General features: G+C 39.2%; 21 protein-coding genes, 1 other RNA gene and 4 pseudogenes. 10 read left to right on the top strand and 16 right to left on the bottom strand.

The genetic code is table 11. The features are described from left to right. Nucleotides 1–58: 58 nt before the first annotated feature. From fba to A3K93_RS05410, 3 genes are all read right to left on the bottom strand, one after another. Nucleotides 59–1,096: a class II fructose-bisphosphate aldolase gene (fba, locus tag A3K93_RS05420; protein WP_067729628.1), complete on the bottom strand. Its 1,038-nt coding sequence runs from the start codon at nucleotides 1,094–1,096 to the stop codon at nucleotides 59–61. Between the two features lie 121 nt (nucleotides 1,097–1,217). Further along, entirely contained in the window at nucleotides 1,218–1,484 is a 267-nt protein-coding gene (locus A3K93_RS05415; protein WP_081408515.1) for a hypothetical protein, read from the bottom strand. A gap of 157 nt (nucleotides 1,485–1,641) precedes the next feature. Beyond that, complete coding sequence (locus A3K93_RS05410; protein ID WP_067729625.1) at nucleotides 1,642–2,829, bottom strand: phosphoglycerate kinase; 1,188 nt, start codon at nucleotides 2,827–2,829, stop codon at nucleotides 1,642–1,644. Nucleotides 2,830–2,968: 139 nt separating this feature from the next. Here A3K93_RS05410 and A3K93_RS05405 point away from each other — a divergent pair, with 139 nt between their 5' ends. After that, on the top strand, nucleotides 2,969–3,352 hold the full coding sequence (locus A3K93_RS05405; protein ID WP_067729623.1) for a DUF2237 family protein: 384 nt from the start codon (nucleotides 2,969–2,971) through the stop codon (nucleotides 3,350–3,352). Further along, nucleotides 3,352–3,942 carry a Maf family protein gene (locus A3K93_RS05400; protein ID WP_067729620.1) on the top strand — a complete coding sequence of 197 codons (591 nt, stop codon included), beginning with the start codon at nucleotides 3,352–3,354 and terminating at the stop codon, nucleotides 3,940–3,942. Before A3K93_RS05405 ends, A3K93_RS05400 begins: the two co-directional genes overlap by 1 nt. 213 nt (nucleotides 3,943–4,155) lie before the next feature. Here the strand turns inward: A3K93_RS05400 and A3K93_RS05395 are convergent, their stop codons facing one another. Together A3K93_RS05395 and A3K93_RS05390 are read right to left on the bottom strand one after the other, a co-directional pair. Continuing rightward, nucleotides 4,156–4,374 carry a hypothetical protein gene (locus A3K93_RS05395; RefSeq protein ID WP_157883262.1) on the bottom strand — a complete coding sequence of 73 codons (219 nt, stop codon included), beginning with the start codon at nucleotides 4,372–4,374 and terminating at the stop codon, nucleotides 4,156–4,158. A gap of 200 nt (nucleotides 4,375–4,574) precedes the next feature. Further along, nucleotides 4,575–5,444 (bottom strand): IS982 family transposase, encoded by an 870-nt coding sequence (locus tag A3K93_RS05390; RefSeq protein WP_067729615.1) that lies wholly within the window; start codon nucleotides 5,442–5,444, stop codon nucleotides 4,575–4,577. Between the two features lie 445 nt (nucleotides 5,445–5,889). Here A3K93_RS05390 and A3K93_RS05385 point away from each other — a divergent pair, with 445 nt between their 5' ends. After that, the gene (locus A3K93_RS05385; RefSeq protein ID WP_067729613.1) at nucleotides 5,890–7,059 is read left to right on the top strand and encodes a ribosomal protein uL16 3-hydroxylase; all 1,170 of its coding nucleotides are present in this window, start codon (nucleotides 5,890–5,892) and stop codon (nucleotides 7,057–7,059) included. A 35-nt stretch (nucleotides 7,060–7,094) separates the two neighbouring features. Here the strand turns inward: A3K93_RS05385 and A3K93_RS05380 are convergent. From A3K93_RS05380 to A3K93_RS05370, 3 genes and pseudogenes are all read right to left on the bottom strand, one after another. Then, nucleotides 7,095–8,968 (bottom strand): annotated as a pseudogene (locus A3K93_RS05380) (ATP-binding protein). A gap of 17 nt (nucleotides 8,969–8,985) precedes the next feature. Next, nucleotides 8,986–9,366: pseudogene (locus tag A3K93_RS05375) on the bottom strand (response regulator transcription factor); the annotation flags it as partial. A 64-nt stretch (nucleotides 9,367–9,430) separates the two neighbouring features. Next, entirely contained in the window at nucleotides 9,431–10,735 is a 1,305-nt protein-coding gene (locus A3K93_RS05370) for an RNA-guided endonuclease InsQ/TnpB family protein (RefSeq protein WP_067729609.1), read from the bottom strand. Nucleotides 10,736–10,793: 58 nt separating this feature from the next. Here A3K93_RS05370 and tnpA point away from each other — a divergent pair. Further along, nucleotides 10,794–11,178: pseudogene (gene tnpA / locus A3K93_RS05365) on the top strand (IS200/IS605 family transposase). A gap of 52 nt (nucleotides 11,179–11,230) precedes the next feature. On the opposite strand, the gene A3K93_RS05360 reads toward tnpA, so the two are convergent. From A3K93_RS05360 to A3K93_RS05345, 4 genes are all read right to left on the bottom strand, one after another. Next, nucleotides 11,231–11,533 carry a response regulator gene (locus A3K93_RS05360; protein ID WP_067729606.1) on the bottom strand — a complete coding sequence of 101 codons (303 nt, stop codon included), beginning with the start codon at nucleotides 11,531–11,533 and terminating at the stop codon, nucleotides 11,231–11,233. A gap of 150 nt (nucleotides 11,534–11,683) precedes the next feature. Next, on the bottom strand, nucleotides 11,684–12,460 hold the full coding sequence (locus A3K93_RS05355) for a glutathione S-transferase N-terminal domain-containing protein (protein ID WP_067729604.1): 777 nt from the start codon (nucleotides 12,458–12,460) through the stop codon (nucleotides 11,684–11,686). A 79-nt stretch (nucleotides 12,461–12,539) separates the two neighbouring features. Next, on the bottom strand, nucleotides 12,540–13,052 hold the full coding sequence (gene rraA / locus A3K93_RS05350; protein ID WP_067729602.1) for a ribonuclease E activity regulator RraA: 513 nt from the start codon (nucleotides 13,050–13,052) through the stop codon (nucleotides 12,540–12,542). Nucleotides 13,053–13,067: 15 nt separating this feature from the next. Continuing rightward, entirely contained in the window at nucleotides 13,068–13,730 is a 663-nt protein-coding gene (locus A3K93_RS05345; RefSeq protein ID WP_067729600.1) for an NAD(P)H-binding protein, read from the bottom strand. A 213-nt stretch (nucleotides 13,731–13,943) separates the two neighbouring features. Here A3K93_RS05345 and rpsT point away from each other — a divergent pair, with 213 nt between their 5' ends. Further along, nucleotides 13,944–14,210 (top strand): 30S ribosomal protein S20, encoded by a 267-nt coding sequence (rpsT, locus tag A3K93_RS05340; RefSeq protein ID WP_067729598.1) that lies wholly within the window; start codon nucleotides 13,944–13,946, stop codon nucleotides 14,208–14,210. A gap of 105 nt (nucleotides 14,211–14,315) precedes the next feature. Here rpsT and A3K93_RS14955 read toward each other — a convergent pair whose 3' ends face one another. The 3 genes from A3K93_RS14955 to A3K93_RS05330 all read right to left on the bottom strand — a co-directional run bounded on the left by A3K93_RS14955 (nucleotide 14,316) and on the right by A3K93_RS05330 (nucleotide 16,228). Then, nucleotides 14,316–14,456 carry a hypothetical protein gene (locus A3K93_RS14955; protein WP_171255054.1) on the bottom strand — a complete coding sequence of 47 codons (141 nt, stop codon included), beginning with the start codon at nucleotides 14,454–14,456 and terminating at the stop codon, nucleotides 14,316–14,318. A 111-nt stretch (nucleotides 14,457–14,567) separates the two neighbouring features. Then, nucleotides 14,568–15,317, bottom strand: coding sequence for a histidine phosphatase family protein (locus tag A3K93_RS05335; RefSeq protein WP_067731677.1), 750 nt, complete (start codon nucleotides 15,315–15,317; stop codon nucleotides 14,568–14,570). Nucleotides 15,318–15,379: 62 nt separating this feature from the next. Beyond that, nucleotides 15,380–16,228: a 3'(2'),5'-bisphosphate nucleotidase CysQ family protein gene (locus A3K93_RS05330; protein WP_067729596.1), complete on the bottom strand. Its 849-nt coding sequence runs from the start codon at nucleotides 16,226–16,228 to the stop codon at nucleotides 15,380–15,382. Nucleotides 16,229–16,240: 12 nt separating this feature from the next. Here A3K93_RS05330 and A3K93_RS05325 point away from each other — a divergent pair, with 12 nt between their 5' ends. The 4 genes from A3K93_RS05325 (at nucleotide 16,241) to A3K93_RS05310 (ending at nucleotide 19,248) form a co-directional block, all read left to right on the top strand. Beyond that, on the top strand, nucleotides 16,241–16,927 hold the full coding sequence (locus tag A3K93_RS05325) for an HAD-IA family hydrolase (protein WP_067729594.1): 687 nt from the start codon (nucleotides 16,241–16,243) through the stop codon (nucleotides 16,925–16,927). Beyond that, nucleotides 16,920–17,360: an RNA-binding S4 domain-containing protein gene (locus tag A3K93_RS05320; protein WP_067729592.1), complete on the top strand. Its 441-nt coding sequence runs from the start codon at nucleotides 16,920–16,922 to the stop codon at nucleotides 17,358–17,360. The genes A3K93_RS05325 and A3K93_RS05320 overlap by 8 nt, the downstream gene beginning before the upstream one ends. A 144-nt stretch (nucleotides 17,361–17,504) precedes the next feature. Continuing rightward, nucleotides 17,505–18,545 carry a recombinase RecA gene (recA, locus tag A3K93_RS05315; protein ID WP_067729590.1) on the top strand — a complete coding sequence of 347 codons (1,041 nt, stop codon included), beginning with the start codon at nucleotides 17,505–17,507 and terminating at the stop codon, nucleotides 18,543–18,545. An 88-nt stretch (nucleotides 18,546–18,633) separates the two neighbouring features. Next, nucleotides 18,634–19,248: a regulatory protein RecX gene (locus A3K93_RS05310; RefSeq protein ID WP_067729588.1), complete on the top strand. Its 615-nt coding sequence runs from the start codon at nucleotides 18,634–18,636 to the stop codon at nucleotides 19,246–19,248. Between the two features lie 252 nt (nucleotides 19,249–19,500). On the opposite strand, the gene ffs is transcribed toward A3K93_RS05310, so the two are convergent. Beyond that, an RNA gene (ffs, locus tag A3K93_RS05305) (signal recognition particle sRNA small type) lies at nucleotides 19,501–19,597 on the bottom strand. Between the two features lie 285 nt (nucleotides 19,598–19,882). Here ffs and A3K93_RS05300 point away from each other — a divergent pair. Next, nucleotides 19,883–20,750 (top strand): annotated as a pseudogene (locus A3K93_RS05300) (YbgF trimerization domain-containing protein). The last annotated feature ends 16 nt before the right edge of the window (nucleotides 20,751–20,766 follow it).

The following is a 20,766-nucleotide window of genomic DNA, read 5'->3' as shown; positions in this document are numbered from 1 at the left end:
CTATTAAAGAAAAAGCCCACAAATTGTGGGCTTTTTTAACGCAATAATCTATGACCGATTATTTATAACGTGCAACCATTTTTTCTAATGAAATTGGACGAATTTTGTCTGCGTTACCCGCTGTACCGAATGCTTCATAGCGATCCACACAGATTTGCTTCATTGCTTCGATTGTTGCAGTGAAGAATTTACGTGGGTCGAATTCGCTTGGTTTTTCAGCCATCATACGGCGCATTGCACCAGTCGATGCTAAACGTAAGTCAGTATCGATGTTGATTTTGCGAACACCATGTTTGATTGCATCAACCAATTGTTCTACAGGCACACCGTAAGTTTCACCGATGTTACCACCGTATTCATTGATCACTTTCAACCATTCTTGTGGCACTGAGCTTGAACCGTGCATCACAAGGTGAGTGTTTGGAAGTGCAGCGTGGATCTCTTTAATACGATCAATCGCTAAGATGTCACCTGTAGGTGGACGAGTGAATTTGTACGCACCGTGTGAAGTACCTACTGCAATTGCCAAAGCATCTACATTGGTATCTGCAACGAATTGACGCGCTTCTTCAACAGAAGTAAGAAGTTGAGAATGGTCAAGAACGCCTTCAGCGCCCACGCCATCTTCTTCACCAGCCATACCTGTTTCAAGGCTACCTAGGCAACCAATTTCACCTTCAACTGAAACACCACAAGCGTGCGCCATTTGAACAGTACGACGAGTTACATCAACGTTATATTCGTATGAAGTTGGCGTTTTACCATCTTCACCCAAAGAGCCGTCCATCATCACTGATGAGAAGCCCAATTGGATTGAACGTTGACATACATCAGGGCTAGTACCGTGGTCTTGGTGCATAACCACTGGAATGTGTGGCCATTCTTCAATTGCAGCCAAAATAAGGTGACGTAAGAACGGTGCACCTGCATATTTACGCGCACCCGCAGAAGCTTGTACGATTACAGGTGAATTTGTTTCATCTGCCGCCATCATAATAGCGCGCATTTGTTCTAAGTTGTTTACGTTAAACGCTGGTACGCCGTAAGCATGTTCGCCGGCGTGATCCAAGAGCTGGCGCAAAGAAATAAGAGCCATAATATCCTCCCAGGTAATGCGACATATTCTACATGCGAACCGTTTTCAATTCAGCAAATAAACGTATTATTTGATAAAAAAACCCTGCTTTCGCAGGGACATTCTTATTTTATATGCAGTCTTAACGTGGTGTGGCTTCAGAAGCTGCCAAATCAGGTGTTGCTGCATCGGCAGGTGCATTGGCTACTTCGTTTGGTACATCGGTATTTTTTTCATCTAGTATTGGTTTGTCTATAGCATCAATTGCAGCTTGTTGTTCTGGGCTAATCTCTTCAACAACAGCACTTGAAGCTTCAGATTCAGTATTTTGTGCTTCATCCTGTTTTGCACATGCAACCACTAAAACAGTACTCAATACGGTTGCCATTAGCATACTTAGTTTTGTCATTCTTTCTCTCATTTCAGATCTTTTGACATCCTTGATGTTATGACCGTTGTGTTGCAATTTAATGACGTTAATTTGACCAAATTATTTCAGTTTTATTTTTGACATAAAAAAAGCCGACATGATGTCGGCTTTTTTCACTCATACAACAATGCGATTATTAAGCACGTTCTAAAAGTACAGCAACCGCAGGAAGTGTTTTACCTTCAACAAATTCAAGGAATGCACCACCACCAGTTGAGATATAGCCAATTTTGTCAGCCACGTTGTATTTGTCGATTGCAGCTAAAGTATCACCACCACCTGCGATAGAGAAACCTGCTGATTCAGCAATCGCTAAAGATAATGCCTTAGTACCTTCACCGAATTGATCCACTTCAAACACGCCTACTGGACCATTCCAAAGAATTGTTTTTGAAGTTTTCAAGATTTCAGCAAATGCTTTCGCTGTTTCTGGACCAACATCCAAAATCATATCGTTGTCAGCAACATCTTCCACTTTTTTCACAACTGCTTTTGCAGCAGCCAATGAACCTAAGAAATCGTCGAAGTTGATTTCAGATGCATCTGCAACCACAACATCTGTTGGAAGTGGAACAGATACTTTTGCAGCAATCGCTTTCGCAGTGTCGATCAAATCATTTTCACACAATGATTTACCTACGTTGTAGCCAGCAGCAGCCAAGAATGTATTCGCGATACCACCACCCACGATCAATTGATCACAGATATCAGAAAGTGAAGTTAAAACATCAAGTTTAGTTGATACTTTAGAACCTGCGACAATTGCAACCATTGGTTTTTCAGGTGTTTTCAATGCACGACCAAGCGCATCAAGCTCTGCTGCAAGTAAAGGACCTGCTGCTGCAACTTTAGCAAGACGTGCCACGCCTTCAGTTGACGCTTCTGCACGGTGCGCAGTACCAAATGCATCCATGACGAATACATCGCAAAGTGCTGCATATTTTGCTGCAAGTTCAGGGTTGTTTTTCTTTTCACCCACGTTAAAACGGCAGTTTTCAAGAAGAACCACTTGACCTGGTGCAACTTCAACACCATCTAAATAGTCAGTGAATAATTTAACTTCTTGACCCAAAGCTTCAGTTAAGTAAGCAGCAACAGGTGCAAGAGATTGTTCAGCTTTCGGCTCACCTTCAACTGGACGACCAAGGTGAGAATAAACCATTACCGCAGCGCCTTTTGCAACCGCAGCTTTAATTGTTGGCAAAGCTGCACGTAAACGTGCATCACTTGTAATCACACCATTTTTAACAGGAACGTTTAAATCTTCACGAATAAGAACACGTTTACCTGCCAAATCTAGGTCAGTCATACGCTGAAAGTTCATGTAGAGCTCACTTTATAGATATCAAAACGAGGCGATTTTAAATGATTATGCAAAAAAAGGTTAGCTTCTTTTGCAGAAAAGCTGACGATTGCTAAAGTTTTGTTATGATAGTTAAAAGCCTCATTAAGATTCAGCACTTATGTCGATACATCCAGACCCAAATCTTAATCGTTTAAATGTTTTAGACGAGCCTTTAGCCAGCTGTTGTTTTGACCCAATCACTGGATATTTCCGCAATGGGTTTTGTCATACGGCGACCACAGATTTAGGTCAACATACGGTTTGTGCCCAAATGACTTCAGAATTTTTAAACTTTTCACAAAAAGTTGGTAATGATCTGATCACACCAGTTCCTGAAGTTGGTTTTGTCGGATTACAACCTGGTGATTTCTGGTGTATTTGCGTAACTCGTTGGGTTGAAGCTTATGAAGCTGGTTTCGCTCCCCCGATCAAACTTCAAGCGTGTCACAAAGCTGTTTTAGCTTATGTCCCTATGCAAGTATTAAAGGAATATGCGGTCTAATGAACGCAAAAATTATTTTGGCTTCATCGAGCCAAACACGTAAAGAACTGATGGATCGTCTACGTTTAGACTATTCTATCGTTGTCCCAGATATTGATGAGTCTCCACGTGGTGAAAACCATGCGGATGATTTAGCGAAACGCTTAGCATTTGAAAAGGCGCAGCATGTTGCAACAGCAAATCCTGATGCCATTGTGATTGGTTCAGATCAAGTAGCTTGGCGTGAAGGTGCACCCGATATTTTTATTGGTAAACCTTTAAGCACTGAAAAAGCCATTCGTCAGCTACAAGCTAACTCTGACAAAATTGTGTATTTCAGTACTGCACTCAGTGTTCAACAACAATCTTCAGGTTTTGAATGCACCTTGGTCGAACACTATAAAGTGAAATTCCGTAAACTTTCCCAAGCAGAAATTGAGCGTTATGTTGAAATTGAACAACCGCTTTATTGTGCAGGCAGCTTTAAATGTGAAAGCCTTGGCATTAGCTTGTTTGAAGAAATGATTGGTCAAGACCAGACGACATTGATGGGTATGCCAATGATTCAACTCTGTAAAATTTTACGTGAATTGAAAATTTTAGTACCTTGATTCTTTGCTTGCTCATAAAAAAACCGAGTTACATGACTCGGTTTTTTTGATTGCAATCTGTTAGTTTAACAAAACAGTCCGCTCTTAATTCAGTCAATATAATTGATTGAAATCCATTGTGACAAACAATTATAAAATAATAACGAGTCTCAAATTATGTGTATAACAACAAGATAATGGAATTTCAAAAATTTTATGATGTATGACATAAATCTATTCAAAAGTTTTGGACACAATATCCTTGAGTTTAGATTTTGCATTATCCTTGCATAAACTCCCATGCGCAGCGACTAAACTTGTAAATTCCAATTCTAATAATTGATCAAAATTAGCTTTAAGACTTTTCTGTTGTGAAGAAACTCTTTTCAACCAAGCTCCGCCAATAAATAATCCAAGACGGAAACCCATTAAAAATAAAATAATTTTACTCAAGAAGCTTATATACTTCCAATCGTCCCAATATTGAATACTATCTGCTGTAATTAATAATTTGTATTCTTCTAATAACAGCGCTGACTCTGGAAATTTTGCACAAGTAAAAATAAAGAATTTACTATCTTTAATAGGAGGTACTACATGTTGCTCAATGAGTTTTTTTGGTAATAAATTTGGATAATTAACCCGAATCCTGCTTAAGCCGATGATTCCTTAATTTGAATTGTTGGCTTATTTCGATGGGTTAATTGATATGCACATAGTGAGGCGTAAATTCCACTCAGAAATCCATGAAGACTACGTGCTTTACTCGTCACTAAATTGTATTGCCCCTTCAATAAGCTGAATAATGTTTCTATTTTATTGCGTTGTCTTAGGTGATATTCATCTGATGCACAGAGTTGAATAGCCTGCATATTCTTCCGATGATAAGTAATTAAATCAATACCTTGATCTTTCAATCTAATTTTTAATTCTTGGCTGATGTAGCCCCGATCCCCGTAAAGTTTTGCTTCTATACCAGCAACCAATTGCTCAACCATTTTTATGTCAGCAACATGTCCATTCGATAAAGCAGAACAGGCAATTTCACCAAATTGATTCATTGCAATATGTAATTTACAGCCATAAAACCAGCCCATTGAGCTTCTACCACGTGATGCAATTTGGATTAATGATTTATGACGCTGAATACGTTGATTTTTACAAACTGGCAGAGTTGTTGAATCAATCCATAAATATTGTGTACCTTGGCTTTTCATCAGTGCCACATGTAAAGCGTGTAGAGCTAATTCATGCATATTGATCAGATGAATCATCCTTTGATAGCAAGGCAAGTACTTAAATAAATGGCTTTTATCTTCTTTTAACCAGCTGAAAAAGGCTTTGAAATTATTGAAATGAGAGCATTTGTACCAAATGGCAATAAAGCAGATTTCTGAAATTGTAAGTTGAGCAGTTCTGATTCTTAAGGAACCACGGTTTTGTTTGAGAAACTCCCAATAAGTTGCTTCAAATTTAAGAAAGAAATCATCAATTAAGCAAAATAATTCGGTACTATTAAACATCGGGACTAGAGTTGTGAGTTTGGTGTGGTAACTCAACTGATGGCTCTACCTCTTATTTTTCAAGTCAATTTTTATCCGCGATTCGGGTTAATTATCATGTTTTGACTGACTCCAAAACTCAGCATTATATGTATCAATATAAAATTGATCATCTAATCCATGAAAATCTCCTAGACGGATAACGTGTTTTACTTTTCCTAAGTGTTCTAATTTCTTTAGATTATTATCATTTAGGCGAACGGCATTACTGAACAACGGTACTAGCTAACCAAAATTATCTTTCGTCAGAATAGCAATTTTTGTTTTTAAAGCGACCATCACGACTTGTTCAACATATGCCTTCGCGTAATTCATCCACTATAAAAATCAGCATTTAAAGTAATGTCCCTTGCACAGTTGATATCGTTCAAGGGACAATAAGCCAAATTTAATTGTAGTCCTTATCATGTCCCAAGCTTTAGATGTTCTTGGCGGAATCACCGCTGAACAATTCCTTGCCGAATATTGGCAAAAGAAACCCCTTTTAGTTCGTAACGCCATTCCTGAAATTGCCAACATTCTTGAACCGAATGACGTGCTTGAACTTGCCTTAGATGAAAATGTCACTGCACGTCTTATCAAACAAAAAGATCGCGATCCAAATCAATGGTCAGTGAAATCATCGCCTTTAATCAAAGCTGATTTTCAAAAAATGCCAAAACTTTGGACGCTTTTGGTTCAAGCCATTGATCACTATTCATTTGACTTGGCAGCAATGTGGAAGAAATTCCCGTTTATTCCACAGTGGCGTCGTGATGACATTATGGTGTCTTATGCCCCTAAAGGCGGTTCAGTTGGTCAACATTTCGATTTTTACGATGTGTTCCTTGTGCAAGGTTATGGTCATCGTCGTTGGCAATTAGGTCAAATGTGTGATGCCGATACTGCATTTGTTCCTGGTCAGCCATTGAAATTACTTCCTGAGATGGATGTAAATTTTGATGAAATTCTTGCACCTGGTGACTTACTCTATGTACCGCCTGGCCTTTCACATTATGGCGTAGCGGAAGATGATTGTCTGACTTTCTCATTTGGCTTCCGCATGCCAAATGTCAGCGACATGATGGACCGTGTGGGTGATAAATTTTCTGAAAATGAAAACCTACGTAATCCTCTGACCGATATCATTCGTGATCAAGTAAGCAAAGCAGGTCAAGTGACTGGTAACGAACTAGAGTTTTTAAAAGAAAAGTTACTTGAGCAATTGCATAATTCAAATGTGCTTGAAGATGCAATTATGAGCTTAATGTCAGAACCTAAATATCCTGAAAATATCCCAGAAGCTGAAGAAATTGCATCAGGTGATTTACTTGATGTGATCGATCAAGGCTATAGCATCATGCTTGAGCCAGCTTCACGCTTGCTTTATACCGAAGAAGACGGCGATGTGATGTTCTGGGCAAATGGTGAAGGCATTTGTATTTCAGAGATCTTTACCGACAAGCTGAAACAGATTGCAGACGGCGAAGAAATCGCATTTGATGAAAGTCTTGCAGAAGAAGACATTCTTGAAGATTTAGCCGCTTTACTCAACGACTCGGTTGTCATGCTTGTTCCACCTGCGGAAGAAGAATAAAAGTATTCAAAAGAGGATCAAAAGATCCTCTTTTTTTATTCAATGAGTTCAATTGTTGCTTGGACGAGTGTACAACCTTTATGAGAACGAATACTCAACGTCCCGCCTAGTTTTTCTAATCGAAGATGCATACTTCGCATTCCGACACTTAGCCCATTTTGCTGCACACTATCTGTATCAAACCCCACGCCATTATCTTGAATCGAAATACTTAAATGCTGGTCAGACACATACTGCATACTGACTTCAACCCTGCTTGCCTGACTATGCTTAATGACATTGGTTAAGCTTTCTTCAATGGCACGAATTAAGGTTAAACATTGCATGGCCGTCGGTTTTTTCTGCCACTCGCACGGTATATTCCATTTTACGGCAATCTCCATTTCTTCGAGTAACTGGGTAAATCGATATCGAACAGGTGCTATCCAATAAATCGGCGTTTCAGGGACTTTACTATTGGCTGAAGCACCACTGTCAATAATTTGCCTTAAGTCGTCTCGCAGCAGTTTCAGCATCGACAAAAAGTGTTTATTAGGAATATTTTGTGAACTTTGATCGACTAAAATCATAGAACGAACAATAGATGCACCTAAACTATCGTGCAGTTCATGCGACAAATGAATTCGTTCCTGTAAACGCACATTATCCAGTTCTAAACTGTGTTTTTCATTTAAGCTTTGCTTAAGATCATGACTGACCTGCTCAACTTTCTCTTCTAAAAACACATTAAATCTTTCAATACGTTTTACATTTTATTCAAACGTAGCCCAAGTATAAGCACAATGAAAATCGTAATAATAGGCGATGTATAGGGCGCAAGTGGAGAAAATTCCTCGGCAGCAACTTTGCTATAACGATAAATATCCAAACCCACAAAAAACAAAATACTAAGCAAACACATGGCTAAAAAAATAATTTCGCCATCACGTTTTTTAAGGGCTTGAACACAGACATAGCCAATCATGGCGATTAATAGCAAAATATAAAAGATAAAACTTAGTGCAAGCGTTTCAGCAATGATTTCAATCGAACTCATTGTCAAAACCAAACTAAATAAAACCAATATTGCCCAAAACACGCGTTCGGTTTTGATGTGTTTTTTATTCAGAAATCTGAGTAAATAAATACAAAAACATTGAATATACGCAATAAAGAAAATACCGTTAACTTTACTTGTCCATATAGACGATGGAAATGGAAAATTCTCAGTGGTCAATATGTTACTAATAAACAAAATCCAAAATAACGTCGCTACAGCCATCCATGCAAAGGTTGTTTCACTGCGCTTAAATAACCAAATAATGAAACAAATCAGACCTATCGTCCCCGATAAGATCATATTAATTTGAAATAAAGTACGACGATCCCAGACTTTCCCAAGATGCTTGTCGTTATTCACCATCAAGTTATTAAATTCGATTTTTCCAAGTCCCGCTTTCTGAAAGCCATAGCCATTCACATAGACCAAGACTTCATTCTGATCGGGCTTTAAACTTGAAATGGGGAGTATCCAATAACGTGGCACATTCCAGCTTTTGGACAAGGGTTCTTCTAAATTGCGGTCAGACCATAGTAAGTCATTATTTAAATATGCCGCGCCCGCACTATTAATATAGTCAATGGAGAGTGCAATAGGCTCTGCAAGACGCGCATTTTCTTTACACTGCAATGACCACTGGATTTTATACCATGCTGCGCCGTTGTAATCTTTCCATGTACTGACTTGCCAATTGTCAGGCAAAGTCTTTTTTATCCAGCCCTGTGCAGGAATATGCTCAATACTCGGTGTTTTAACCTTAGAAACTTCGCTGACATTGACATGGCAAAGTTCATTTATATCATAACGCTCAAGCGCATAAAGTGAAGTAGTACAAAGACTTATCAAAAAGCCTACTAATACACGCAACATCCATGTCGCTGTAACCACTATAGAATTCCTAAAGAACGAGCTGCACTGACCGCTTTTGTACGCTTAGTCACAGCCAATTTTCGATAGATATGTTTAATATGACTTTCAACGGTATAACGCGATAAAAATAATTGATCTGCGATTTCACGATTGCTCAAACCTTGCGAGACTAAAGTGAGAATCTCTTTTTCACGATTGGTTAGTGTTTCGTGCTCGCTATTTTGATTTGAACTTTCTTGCGCTGGTTGTTCCGGTGTTTGTGAGATTTGCTTTAAAATTTCTTGCGCAATAAAAGGATCAATCGGTGCACCACCGCGTAATATACTACGAATTGCAAGACTGACTTCTGTATCGTCTCGTTCTTTCAGTACATAACCTGTTGCACCCGCTTTAATCGCTTTAATTGACACACTCCCACCACTTTCGACTAGCTCAAGTGGAGGATTCTAAAAGCAAAAGCTCTTAGGCGACTCCCTCACGGATTTCGCTTGCTTTCTGCTTCACAAGGCGACCTTTACCGCATCCACCCTCCACAGACAAAACGGTGTGTCCCACCGCCAAAATATTGCGAGAAGCATTTATATCCGCATTCTCGCTAAAACCACACTCAATACAGTTAAAGTTTGCCTGAGTGAGCCTATTTTCTTTTGCAACATGACCACATGAACTACAAGTCTGACTTGTATATTTAGGGTCAACTTTAACAAGTAAGCCACCTCGCCATTGTTGCTTATACTCCAACATATCAACAAGCATTGACCACCCTTGATCTAGGATTGATTTGTTTAAGCCTGATTTGGCTTTAACATTCTTTCCTTTTTTCTCAATTGAGCCTTTTGCAGACTTCGACATATTAGCTACTTTTAAGTCCTCAACTACGATCATTGCGTGGTTTTTGCTGAGAGTTGTAGTGACTTTGTGCAAGTAGTCATGCCGAATATTGGCAATATGATGATGTAGTTTGTTAACTTTTAAATTAAGTTTTTTCCAATTTTCACTGAACTTGATTTTCTTTTTCAACTTGCGTTGAAGTCTAGCTAATTTCACTTGATTGGCTTTAAAACTATTGATCGGGTTGAATACCTGACCATTAGAGGTTGTGACCAATTTCTTGATGCCAAGATCAACACCAATAGCTGATTTAGATGGGTGAATTGGTGTTTCAATTGTGTTTTCAACACCAAAAGAGATATACCACTTGCCAACATGCTTTGAGATTGTGACGTTCTTAATCTCGCCTAAAATATCTTGTGATTTTCTAAATTTTACAACGCCAATATCACTAGGCAATTTAACTTGGTTGCCTTTAACCCAACAATACCTATTAAATTGAACAATACGAATTGAATCATAACCATCTGATTTTTTCTTGAATCGTGGCATGAGTGGTCTAAGTTGAATTTCATTACCATCGGGTAATTTAAAAAATTTTGGCTTCTTAGCTTTGAATGGTTTTTGCTTTAGCTTGGCTTGTTCTTTTTTATCGAAGAATTTACCCCAAGCATCACCAAGATCACGAACTTTTTGTTGAAGTGAGACACCATTTGAACTGTTTTCTAAAAAAGCACACTCAGGCTTTTTGCGTAATTCAGGGATTTTATTAACTAAATTAACTTTGTTAATTCGCTCATTATTAGCAAGCATCTCGAATGATGTAGCCAATATCTGATTCCAAACAAAACGTGCAGAACCAAGCAACTTGTTTAAAACAAGCTCCTGTTCTGCATTAGGCTCAAGCCTAAATTTGTACGCTTTGTTGATTTTCATAAATGAGTGTGTATGTATTAATATGTATAAATACTACCACTAATTAAGCCATTCACCAATGACAGAAATATATAAAAACCGACATTCAGCCTTTAATTTGCATGTACATTTAGTGTTTATTACTAAGTACAGAAAGAAAATTCTATAAGTATTTTATTGAGTGTGCATCTGAAATCTGCAAAGAGTTTGATGCGGAATTAAAGGAGTGTAATGGTGAAGCTGACCATGTTCATATGCTTATTCAGTACCCACCGACAGTTCAACTCAGTAAATTGGTAAATAACTTAAAATCAGTAACAAGCAGAAGAATGAGAAATGAGTTTTTGGATTTACGTGGTAGTTATGCAAAACCTGTTTTGTGGTCACGCTCATATTTTGCAGGGTCTTGTGGTGGCGCACCTTTGGATATTATTAAAAAATACATTGAAAACCAACAAGGTTAAAATCCTTGAAATTCACCTCCACCCTGACTGTCGGGTGGAGTCCTCTTTCACTTTAAGATAGGCTGCCCTGTGTACTCCAAGCAGAGATCACCAAGATTAAAGTATGCGATTCTTGCTCACGAATACGTTGAATAATACTGATGCCATTACCATCGGGTAGCCCTAAGTCAATTAAAGCCAATGACACATATTGCTGTTCTAAGATTTGATTGGCTTGAGCCACACTCGAGGCAAAAAATAGCGTTTCCTCGGTATACCCCAACTCTAAAAGAATTAATTTTAAGCGTGTCTGAATGATAGGATCATCTTCAACTACGAGTACCGGTATCGGCAATACCAAATCTTGCGTTGTCATAAAATGCCCCAAAGCCCAATCAGGCTAAAATATAATCTTAAAATATAACCAAACTTATAATAAAAATCATGCTTTAAAGGTTTTTTATTTTTAGATCCTGCAGCCAATCTACATAATCAGCTACAGATGACACTTTAAATAATAGACTGCTTAGCCATACTGTTTGTGCAGGTAATCGACGATATCTTTAGATTCAAACATCTTGGTATCAGTATTTGGATCGACTAAATACGGTACTTGAATATTATCGCCCATGACTTTTAATACTTGTTCGCGTTTACCACCTTGCAGCGGTTGATATTTTCCAGGTTTCAAACGTAGTTTTGCTAGACCCTGATCTTGCCAACGTTCCTTTGCCACATTATGAAAAATAAAAGGCAGTTCAAGTTCGGTCAATGTCGCACGCACGATACGGGTATAAGGACTTGCTTCAAAGCCCCACAGCTCTATTAATTGTTCAGGTGCAGGTCGATTGATAATTTTCTTATTCACCCATACGCCACGAGCACCATTAATTAATGTCCCTGCCAATGCCACATAAGGCACTTTAGGATAATGGGCATATTTTTTCGGGATATGACCTGATTTACCATAATGTTTAAACAAGTAATGGATAATATCCTGCGACTCATGCAACTGAGTATTTGTGTTTTCATCAACCAAAAATGGAAATTGAGTCTTTCCGCCCAATGCTTTCACCATAGGACGAAATTTCTGTCCACCTTTAGGACATGGATAAACTTCATAATCCAAGTTCAATAAGGTCATCACTTCACGTACACGTCGACAAAACGGCGAACCTTCAAACTCATAGAGCTTAAGCGACTTCTCGGGCTGCTGTGGATGTGCTGTGCCTGTTGTACCACGACCGCCTTCTACAACCGCTGAAGCGAGCGCTTGAATCACTTTCACTTGATGTATCAGCATACTCATGTCCTTTCTTTTTTTGTTTTTAAAGGCATATATCTCATATATATGCCAGTCATTAGTCACTCAGCTTTACAGGCTATTGAGCCAATAAATTCTGTTGTGACAATACAATGCCATTATTATCCGCGTAGACGTATTCACCAGACTTAAACACCACACCACCAAAGTGCAAATCGATGTCTACTTCACCTAAACCTTTACGGTTACTTTTTTGAGGAATGGCAGCAAGTGCATGTACCCCCAAATCCAACTCAGCAATAGCATCTACATCACGTACACAGCCGTAAATAATCACGCCATTCCAATGATTTTTCACTGCCGATTCAGCAATCATATCGCCCATAAGCGCACAGCGCATTGAAGCACCACCATCCACAACAAGGACTTTGCCTGTACCGTCAGTCGCTAATAGCTCTTTAACGCGTGAGTTATCTTCAAAACATTTTACTGTGACAATTTGACCCGCAAAACTTTTACGTGCGCCATAACTTTTAAAAAACTTACCATCCAAACATGGTGTCACGACTTGTAAAGCTAGATCAGGATGATCATCTAATAAATCACAGGTCACAAATGCTGTAGTCGACACGATTTTTACCCTCTTTCATATTTTTTGTATGGCTAAATTATCATAGGTTTGAAATTTGAGCGTCTGATTCAGCGCTGCATCGACCATAGTATGAGCCACTTGCTCCGCTGTCACTGGCTTATATTTAAATGTATTAGGTACCAAATGCGAAAATCGTTGATAAAGTTTCTGTGTTGCATCTTCTAAGCGTCGCTTCTCTGAACGCTGTCCTAACAGTAAAGACGGCCGGATAATACTGACCTTGTTTACACTTAAGCTTTTGATATACGCCTCAAGCTCACCTTTAACACGGTTATAGAAGAAAAGGGATTGATCATTCGCCCCAAAAGCACTGAGCAGTAAGTAATGTGCACCGCTTTGTTGTACTAGCTCTGCAAAATGTGCATTAATCACATAATCAATATTATAGAATTGCTCTTTTGATCCTGCCTTTTTTAGGGTTGAACCTAAGCAGCTGAATGCATGAGTATGACCAAAGAGATCTTCATCATTCAACATTAGGAAATCTTCAAGGACAAATTGTCGTACCTTGGGATACTGAGCCAGTTCATTGGAATAGTTTCGAACAATGGCTGTAATTTTTTCGCATTGTCTTTCATTTTGTAGGGCTTTAATCAGAGTTTTACCGACCAAACCTGTCGCCCCGATAACAATGGCACTTTCGATAGAATAAGTCATTTTTTATACAATATAGTGGCTTGCATACTAATCTAACGTTTTCTTTAGGATTTTTCTGCAACTAAAATGTTGTCAAAGCATGTCAAGACTTGACTTAAGCACTCACTTTAATCAAAATATGGCACTTGTTTACGGGCTGGTGATAGTTCTTCTGATGTGGTTTTCAGTTGAGTTTCAGCCCGCCCAGACCAATCTATTTCAAGGAGTGCACGAGTGGCAAACTCTGCTCAAGCAAAAAAACGTGCTCGTCAAAACGTTAAAGCACGCAAACACAACGCAAGCTTGCGTTCTATGGTTCGTACATATCTTAAACGCACAGTAGCTGCTATTGCTGCTGGTGATTATGCTGTTGCTTCTGAAGCTTACAAAACTGCGGTTCCAGTTCTTGACCGTATGGCTGACAAAGGCATCATCCATAAAAACAAAGCAGCTCGTCATAAGAGCCGTTTAAACGCACAAGTTAAAGCATTAGCTAAATAATTTGTTGCAATGAAAAAAGCCCTTTTAGGGCTTTTTTTATGTCTATCATTTTATAAAAATTTCGAAATAACTTCTTCACTTTCAGATTCATCAAGTCATTTAATATTACTTCTGCTCTTTAGCTGGATTTTCAGGTTGCTCATTGGGCTTTTTCACAGGTGTTGAATTCTTAAAGCTGTCTTGATTACCTTTATCGTCGTTAGATTCTTTTGCTGGCGTATGTGTTTGCTCATTTGCACTCATCATCAATCCCATCCTAAGATCATTGAAATACTCATAACTAGAAATAGGTTATTCAGAAGAATGCTTCAAGCAAACTTTTGTAGCGAAACTTTTATTACATTATAAAATCATTGATTAAATTTTTCTGAGATCATCTATTTGTTGAAATTCCGCAATGCTTAAACTGTGCACTTCACCGCGCCAAATCCATTTGAGTTGGCATTCCGCAAAAACATCACCTTCAAACCAAACAAACAGCCCTTCCATCATTTTCGGCCAATCTTCACGGCTGATGGTTTGTCTGCCTGACATCACTGCAATCATCGCAGCAAGAATCGTATCGTGACTGACCGCAAGGCTGAGTCCTGCTTCATTGCTTGGATGGGTGTTATAAATCAGCTCAAGTACATCTACAACGCCACTGATGGGGTGTTTCATGCCTGGTAAAGCATTATTTACAAAGCTATTAATAAAACCCAATGCGCCCTGTTTGGCAAAATATGGTCCTGCTTGCTTAATATCAAGCACAAAGCTTCCCGGCTCCACCAACAAGCCCTGCTCAACAATCTTAATATCATGGGTATTCGGCTGAACTGTAACCGCATCTGCTCCATCAATCATTAGTGCTGCAGTATCTACACAACGCTGAATTGGACTAGATATACAGTGCTGAATCACACGATCAGTATTTTCAACGAGGTATGTTCCCCATTCCTGTGCCAATTCACGACCTGGCACCGTCAATTGCAGATCATAACCTGCTAAGCCCTGACCTTTAACATCCTCACGAATAGAATGACGGGTAAAAAGCGTCACAGGCGTTTTAGGATCTGGTAACAGATCGATTGCTTTAAGCATACTTGGGGGAAGCAGGTTCAATGCCACGTCAAAAGCCAACTGTCATTTATCAAAGACTCTCTGCCACTATAACATGCTGAATTTTTAGCTCAATGCTCTACGTGCATTTCAGCAAGGGCTTGCAAGGCAATCTTTTTCATTTGTAAATTCTTAAATGCGATAAATCCGCCATTCAATACGCTTTCTCGCTGATTATAAGTAAATGGGCGTCCTTTAAAATCAACCAATCCTCCGCCAATGCGTTCGATCATACATTGACCTGCACTGGTATCCCATTCACACGTTGGATGAAAACGCGGATAAATATCGACCTGATCTTCAAGCATCATGCAAAATTTATAGGCACTGCCTGCTTTAAACTCTTGGTATGGCGTAATTTTCTCTAAAGCATCTAAGTACTGCTGATATTTGGGTTTCTTCTGACTGCTTTGACTTAAGCCAACATAGACCTGATCTTTTTCAATAGTTTCATAACTTGACCATTGTTGCTGCTGATAATCGTATTTGAGTGGCATTCCTTGAAGCGGACAAAAATAAATCAGTTTCTGCGCAGGAATGGCTAAGATCGCAAATGTGGTTTGACTGCCCTCCACAAGACTTAAATTAATGGTGAATTCAGGACGCTTGTGCAAAAACTCTTTGGTGCCGTCTAAAGGATCAAGCAACCAAAACTTTTGCCAATGCTGGCGATCATTTTCACGACCTTCTTCTGAAAGCAAAGGTAGGTCTGATATCTTGGCAAGTGCTTCGGTTAAATAAGTGTTGACTCGATAATCCGCTTGGGTCACCGGTGAATCATCACTTTTACGTTCAATGTCAAAAGCCTCACCCGAACAATATCGCTGATATTCTTCTCGCAAAATTTCACAGGCTTGTGTCAAAATGGGTACAAACTGCAAAATCATGGGATCTTGTGGTGATGTCGTTGCTTTAAACATAGAACACCTTATATGTCGAATTGCTCAGAAAAACCGACCATCATTTTTGATATGGACGGCACTTTACTTGATCTTGCTTATGATGATTTCATTTGGAATGATCTACTTCCCATCCGCTATGCCAAGCTTCACGGCTGCAGCCTTGAGCAGAGTCAAGCAACGCTCTACGCATTTTATCAAGAACATAATCATACCTTAAATTGGTACTCATCGCGTTTTTGGACGTCTAAAGTCGAAGTCGACGTTTTAGCCATGCAAATTGAACATAAAGATAAAGTGGCTTTTAGACCCAAATGTTTGGAGTTACTGAATTATCTTAAAGCGAATGGATATCCAATGTGGCTTGCGACCAATGCCGATTGTGCAGGACTCAAGTTCAAACTCGAACATATAGGCATTGCAGATTATTTTGATGTCATTGTCAGCTCTGAGCAAATCGGTCATGCCAAAGAATTCCAAGGCTTTTGGCAAGGCTTAAATGCCTTACACCCCTTTGATGCAGACAAGGTTTATTTTATCGATGACACAGAAAAAGTCCTCAATGGCGCTAAAAATTATGGTTTAAAGAATTTGTTTTCAATTCAACAGCCCTCTTCTGCTAAGCCACCACGCGAGACTTGCAATTACCCGATGTTGGACCAATTAACAGACTTAATCCCTTATTTAGAACGCACTGAGGTTGAGCAAAAATATGCGTAAATCGAATTTACCTGAAAATGCATTGAGTATGCGCATCGACAAATGGGTTTGGGCAGCACGCTTCTTTAAAACCCGTTCGATTGCCAAAAATGCCATTGAAGGCGGTAAGGTGCATATTGATGGTGAACGCGTTAAAGTCTCACGTGAAGTGCGTGTCGGAATGCAGCTCACGATTCAACAAGGTTTAGAGAAAAAAACCGTGGTGATTAAAGCGCTTTCCGATGTACGTGGTCCTGCGCCAGTTGCACAACAACTTTACGACGAAACACCTGAAAGTATAGAAAAAAGAGAATTGCTTGCATCGCAAAGAAAGATGCATAATCTAGCTCGACCGGATCATCGACCAAGTAAAAAAGACCGTCGTGATATCAGTAAATTTAGACAAGAAAATAGTCAGTTATTTGATGACCATTGGTCGTATAATGATGACTAAATTTGAACGTCAGAATGTGTCGCACACGGCCTGACATTTATAGAAGATGAAGGACTTTTCTGTCACTATACGCATGTGGAACGAGATCTAATTTAAGACATCCACTTGAGTACTAAGTTTGTGACATCGTATTGAGGTTGTAAGATGGATGATAATAAAAGCAAGGCGCTGAATGCTGCCTTAAGCCAAATTGAAAAACAATTTGGTAAAAACACAGTAATGCGTCTTGGTGACAATACCGTACAAGCGGTTGAAGCTGTCTCTACAGGCTCTTTAACACTTGATATCGCGCTCGGTATTGGTGGTTTACCAAAAGGTCGTATCGTAGAAATTTATGGTCCTGAATCATCAGGTAAAACGACTATGACATTGCAAGCGATTGCACAATGTCAAAAAGCTGGTGGTACTTGCGCGTTTATCGATGCCGAACATGCACTAGACCCACAATATGCGCGTAAACTCGGTGTAGATATCGACAACCTTTTGGTGTCGCAACCTGACCACGGTGAGCAAGCCCTTGAAATTGCAGACATGTTGGTACGTTCAGGTGCGATTGACCTGATTGTTGTCGACTCTGTTGCTGCTCTTACCCCACGTGCTGAAATTGAAGGCGAAATGGGTGACTCACACATGGGTCTACAAGCACGTTTAATGAGCCAAGCACTACGTAAAATTACCGGTAATGCCAAGCGTTCAAACTGTATGGTGATCTTCATTAACCAAATCCGTATGAAGATTGGTGTGATGTTTGGTAGCCCTGAAACCACGACTGGTGGTAACGCACTGAAATTCTATGCGTCTGTTCGTCTTGATATCCGCCGTATTGGTCAAGTCAAAGAAGGCGATGAAATTGTCGGTTCAGAAACCAAAGTCAAAGTCGTGAAGAACAAAATGGCACCTCCTTTCAAAGAAGCGCTATTCCAAATTCTTTACGGTAAAGGTGTGAACCATCTTGGTGAACTGATCGATCTTGCGGTACAACAAGAGATTGTTCACAAAGCAGGTGCTTGGTATTCATATCAAGGTGACAAAATCGGTCAAGGTAAAAATAATACCATTCGTTACCTAGAAGAAAATACTGAGCTTGCTCAAACTATTGAAAAGTTGATTCGCGAACAGTTATTAACTAAAGCCGTTCCTGTTGAAGATACTGACGAAGAAGAACCCGATTTACTTGATGCTTAATGCTCAATTACAGCATTGATTAACATCCAACACAGCGCCCTTCGGGGCGTTTTGTTATGATGGGCCTAATAAAACCAAAGAGTCTGTAATGTCAGAAGTAAAATTTACCAAGTTGCTCGATTATGACGCCATCAAACAGCAATTTGGTGATGAAGATGATCAATCCAAACAAAGTACCGCTTCAACTCAAATCAACGGGTTTGATCCCGAACAGCGTTTGTTTGCTGATTCGACTGAAGAAAAGAAAAAACCGAGCCTGACAGGCTCTCGTTTGCGTTCTTATGCCTTTGCGGTGCTAACACGTAAGGAATATGCCAAAGCCGAACTGATTGAGAAACTCTGCCTTTATGCGGAAGACCGCAATGAAGTGCTCGAGCTTGTCGATGAGCTTTCTCGAGAGAACTACCAAAGCGATCAACGTGTCGCTGAAACCATGCTCTCAAGCCAAAAGCGTAAGGGTAAAGGCCCCAATCAAATCAAAATGAAGCTGAAAAGCAAAAAAATTGATACGGCTTTAATTGCAGAAGAACTCAAAGAAACCGATTGGGTGCAACAAGCTTACGAACTTAAAGTTAAAAAATATGGTGTTGAAGTTAGTAGAGATCCCAAAATTAAAGCTAAGCAAATTCGCTTTTTAATGTATCGTGGCTTTGAAATGGATGCGATTATCAAAGCGATTAATTGTAAACTTGATGATGAATAATATGGGTTTAGAAATTGCCTTATCTTAGTTAATTATTTTGCGATATTTAGAAACTAGATTTACAAATTATGAGCTTAAATGCGTCAAATTGCAGTCACGAAAATAAAATAATGAGCTTTTAGACCTACTCAAATCAAATAGGATTCAAAGTCACAATAATATGAAAAGATTAAATCAAGATATGTAGGATAGAGATAAAGAAATTAAGATGAGGAAAGAATCAAATTTTTATAATTATAAATATGGTGGCAACCCTACCAGCAAAGCTTCGGCACATCACAAATCTACTACCGTTGCTACCTTCCGGTCCTGGCGGGGTTCGTAAACCGTAATTGCGAAGTAACCGGCAGGGCTACCATTGCAAGAACAGAGTATAGAGATTTTTGATGAAGTTGCAAGAAGTCTTAGGCTGTTTTTTCCAATTCCCTATCCGTTTGATTATTTTAAAATCAATACAGAATACTTATGACTGTAAAGTGCGAAAATGAGCCATTATTTTTACGAAGATGTTTGTAAAAGGATGTTGCAATTCTTTGGCGTGACGTTTTTAATGTGCTCAATACAGTTATAAATAAGCATGTTTACCCTTAACTCCAAATCGGCAAACAATGCATATCAAATGGAATGAAAAACGATGTTGAAACAACATGTTTTATTTGCTTTAACCGCAATTACAACCACGGCTTTATTTGCCAATGTACCTATTGAGTCACGTGGTTTGAGCCAAAATACAACAACTCAAAATAATGTGGCAATTTCCACCCCACCAGCGATTCCTGTGGGTAATGACACACCTATACAAACCAATGTCAGCTGGCAGTTGATGCAAAAAAATCAACAACTGGAAAATGATATTCGTATCTTACGTGGCAAAATGGAAGAACAAGATAATGAAATTCAATCATTAAAAAATGAATTAACCAATCGTTATGCAGATTTAGATCAGCGATTAGAACTTTTGCAACAAAAAGTAGATCCAGACTCAGCAAACAATGAGGAGGATAACCAACAGGATACGTCTCCCAGCAGCGAAAGCACCGACAAATAACTCGTCAACATCAACTGCGACTAACTCTACAATCAAAGCTGCAAGTACATCCGCTACAAGCGCACAAAAAACTGCGCCATTAACGCCTGACGAGCAGGAAAAGGCTGCCTATACAGTCGCTTTAGATGCCTATAAAAAAGGTGGTGCAGCGAAAGCCATTGCACCAATGCAAACATTTATTAAGAACAATCCAAATAGTGTTTACATCAGCAATGCTTATTTTTGGTTAGCTGAGTTCTATTTAGCGATTGATCCACCTAATTTTAACGAAGCGAAGAAAAACTACGCGATCGTTGCCGATCGTTATCCAAATTCAACGCGCGCATCTCGTTCGGTCTATCAACTCTATAACATTGCTAAAGATGTTGAAAACAAACCAACCATCGCAGCGCAATATAAAACTAAGCTTTTAGCCAAGTACCCACAATCTGAGGAAGCCAAATTCTTTAAGTAAGCATATAAAGCACAAA

The organism is Acinetobacter sp. NCu2D-2, from assembly GCF_001647675.1.
Lineage (GTDB): Bacteria > Pseudomonadota > Gammaproteobacteria > Pseudomonadales > Moraxellaceae > Acinetobacter.
The sequence above is the reverse complement of the archived record's forward strand: the minus strand, read 5'-3'. Positions and strand labels throughout refer to the sequence as shown.

Bases quoted from the DNA above. Each gene is read 5' to 3' on its own strand.
- A3K93_RS14955 (WP_171255054.1), bottom strand. From the start codon at position 14,456: ATGATGAGTGCAAATGAGCAAACACATACGCCAGCAAAAGAATCTAAC.
- A3K93_RS05410 (WP_067729625.1), bottom strand. From the start codon at position 2,829: ATGAACTTTCAGCGTATGACTGACCTAGATTTGGCAGGTAAACGTGTT.
- fba (WP_067729628.1), bottom strand. From the start codon at position 1,096: ATGGCTCTTATTTCTTTGCGCCAGCTCTTGGATCACGCCGGCGAACAT.
- A3K93_RS05345 (WP_067729600.1), bottom strand. From the start codon at position 13,730: ATGACTTATTCTATCGAAAGTGCCATTGTTATCGGGGCGACAGGTTTG.
- A3K93_RS05370 (WP_067729609.1), bottom strand. From the start codon at position 10,735: ATGAAAATCAACAAAGCGTACAAATTTAGGCTTGAGCCTAATGCAGAA.
- A3K93_RS05355 (WP_067729604.1), bottom strand. From the start codon at position 12,460: ATGCTGATACATCAAGTGAAAGTGATTCAAGCGCTCGCTTCAGCGGTT.
- A3K93_RS05360 (WP_067729606.1), bottom strand. From the start codon at position 11,533: ATGACAACGCAAGATTTGGTATTGCCGATACCGGTACTCGTAGTTGAA.
- A3K93_RS05385 (WP_067729613.1), top strand. From the start codon at position 5,890: ATGTCCCAAGCTTTAGATGTTCTTGGCGGAATCACCGCTGAACAATTC.
- A3K93_RS05415 (WP_081408515.1), bottom strand. From the start codon at position 1,484: ATGACAAAACTAAGTATGCTAATGGCAACCGTATTGAGTACTGTTTTA.
- A3K93_RS05330 (WP_067729596.1), bottom strand. From the start codon at position 16,228: ATGTTTAAAGCAACGACATCACCACAAGATCCCATGATTTTGCAGTTT.
- A3K93_RS05400 (WP_067729620.1), top strand. From the start codon at position 3,352: ATGAACGCAAAAATTATTTTGGCTTCATCGAGCCAAACACGTAAAGAA.
- A3K93_RS05325 (WP_067729594.1), top strand. From the start codon at position 16,241: ATGTCGAATTGCTCAGAAAAACCGACCATCATTTTTGATATGGACGGC.
- A3K93_RS05320 (WP_067729592.1), top strand. From the start codon at position 16,920: ATGCGTAAATCGAATTTACCTGAAAATGCATTGAGTATGCGCATCGAC.
- A3K93_RS05405 (WP_067729623.1), top strand. From the start codon at position 2,969: ATGTCGATACATCCAGACCCAAATCTTAATCGTTTAAATGTTTTAGAC.
- recA (WP_067729590.1), top strand. From the start codon at position 17,505: ATGGATGATAATAAAAGCAAGGCGCTGAATGCTGCCTTAAGCCAAATT.
- A3K93_RS05310 (WP_067729588.1), top strand. From the start codon at position 18,634: ATGTCAGAAGTAAAATTTACCAAGTTGCTCGATTATGACGCCATCAAA.
- A3K93_RS05390 (WP_067729615.1), bottom strand. From the start codon at position 5,444: ATGTTTAATAGTACCGAATTATTTTGCTTAATTGATGATTTCTTTCTT.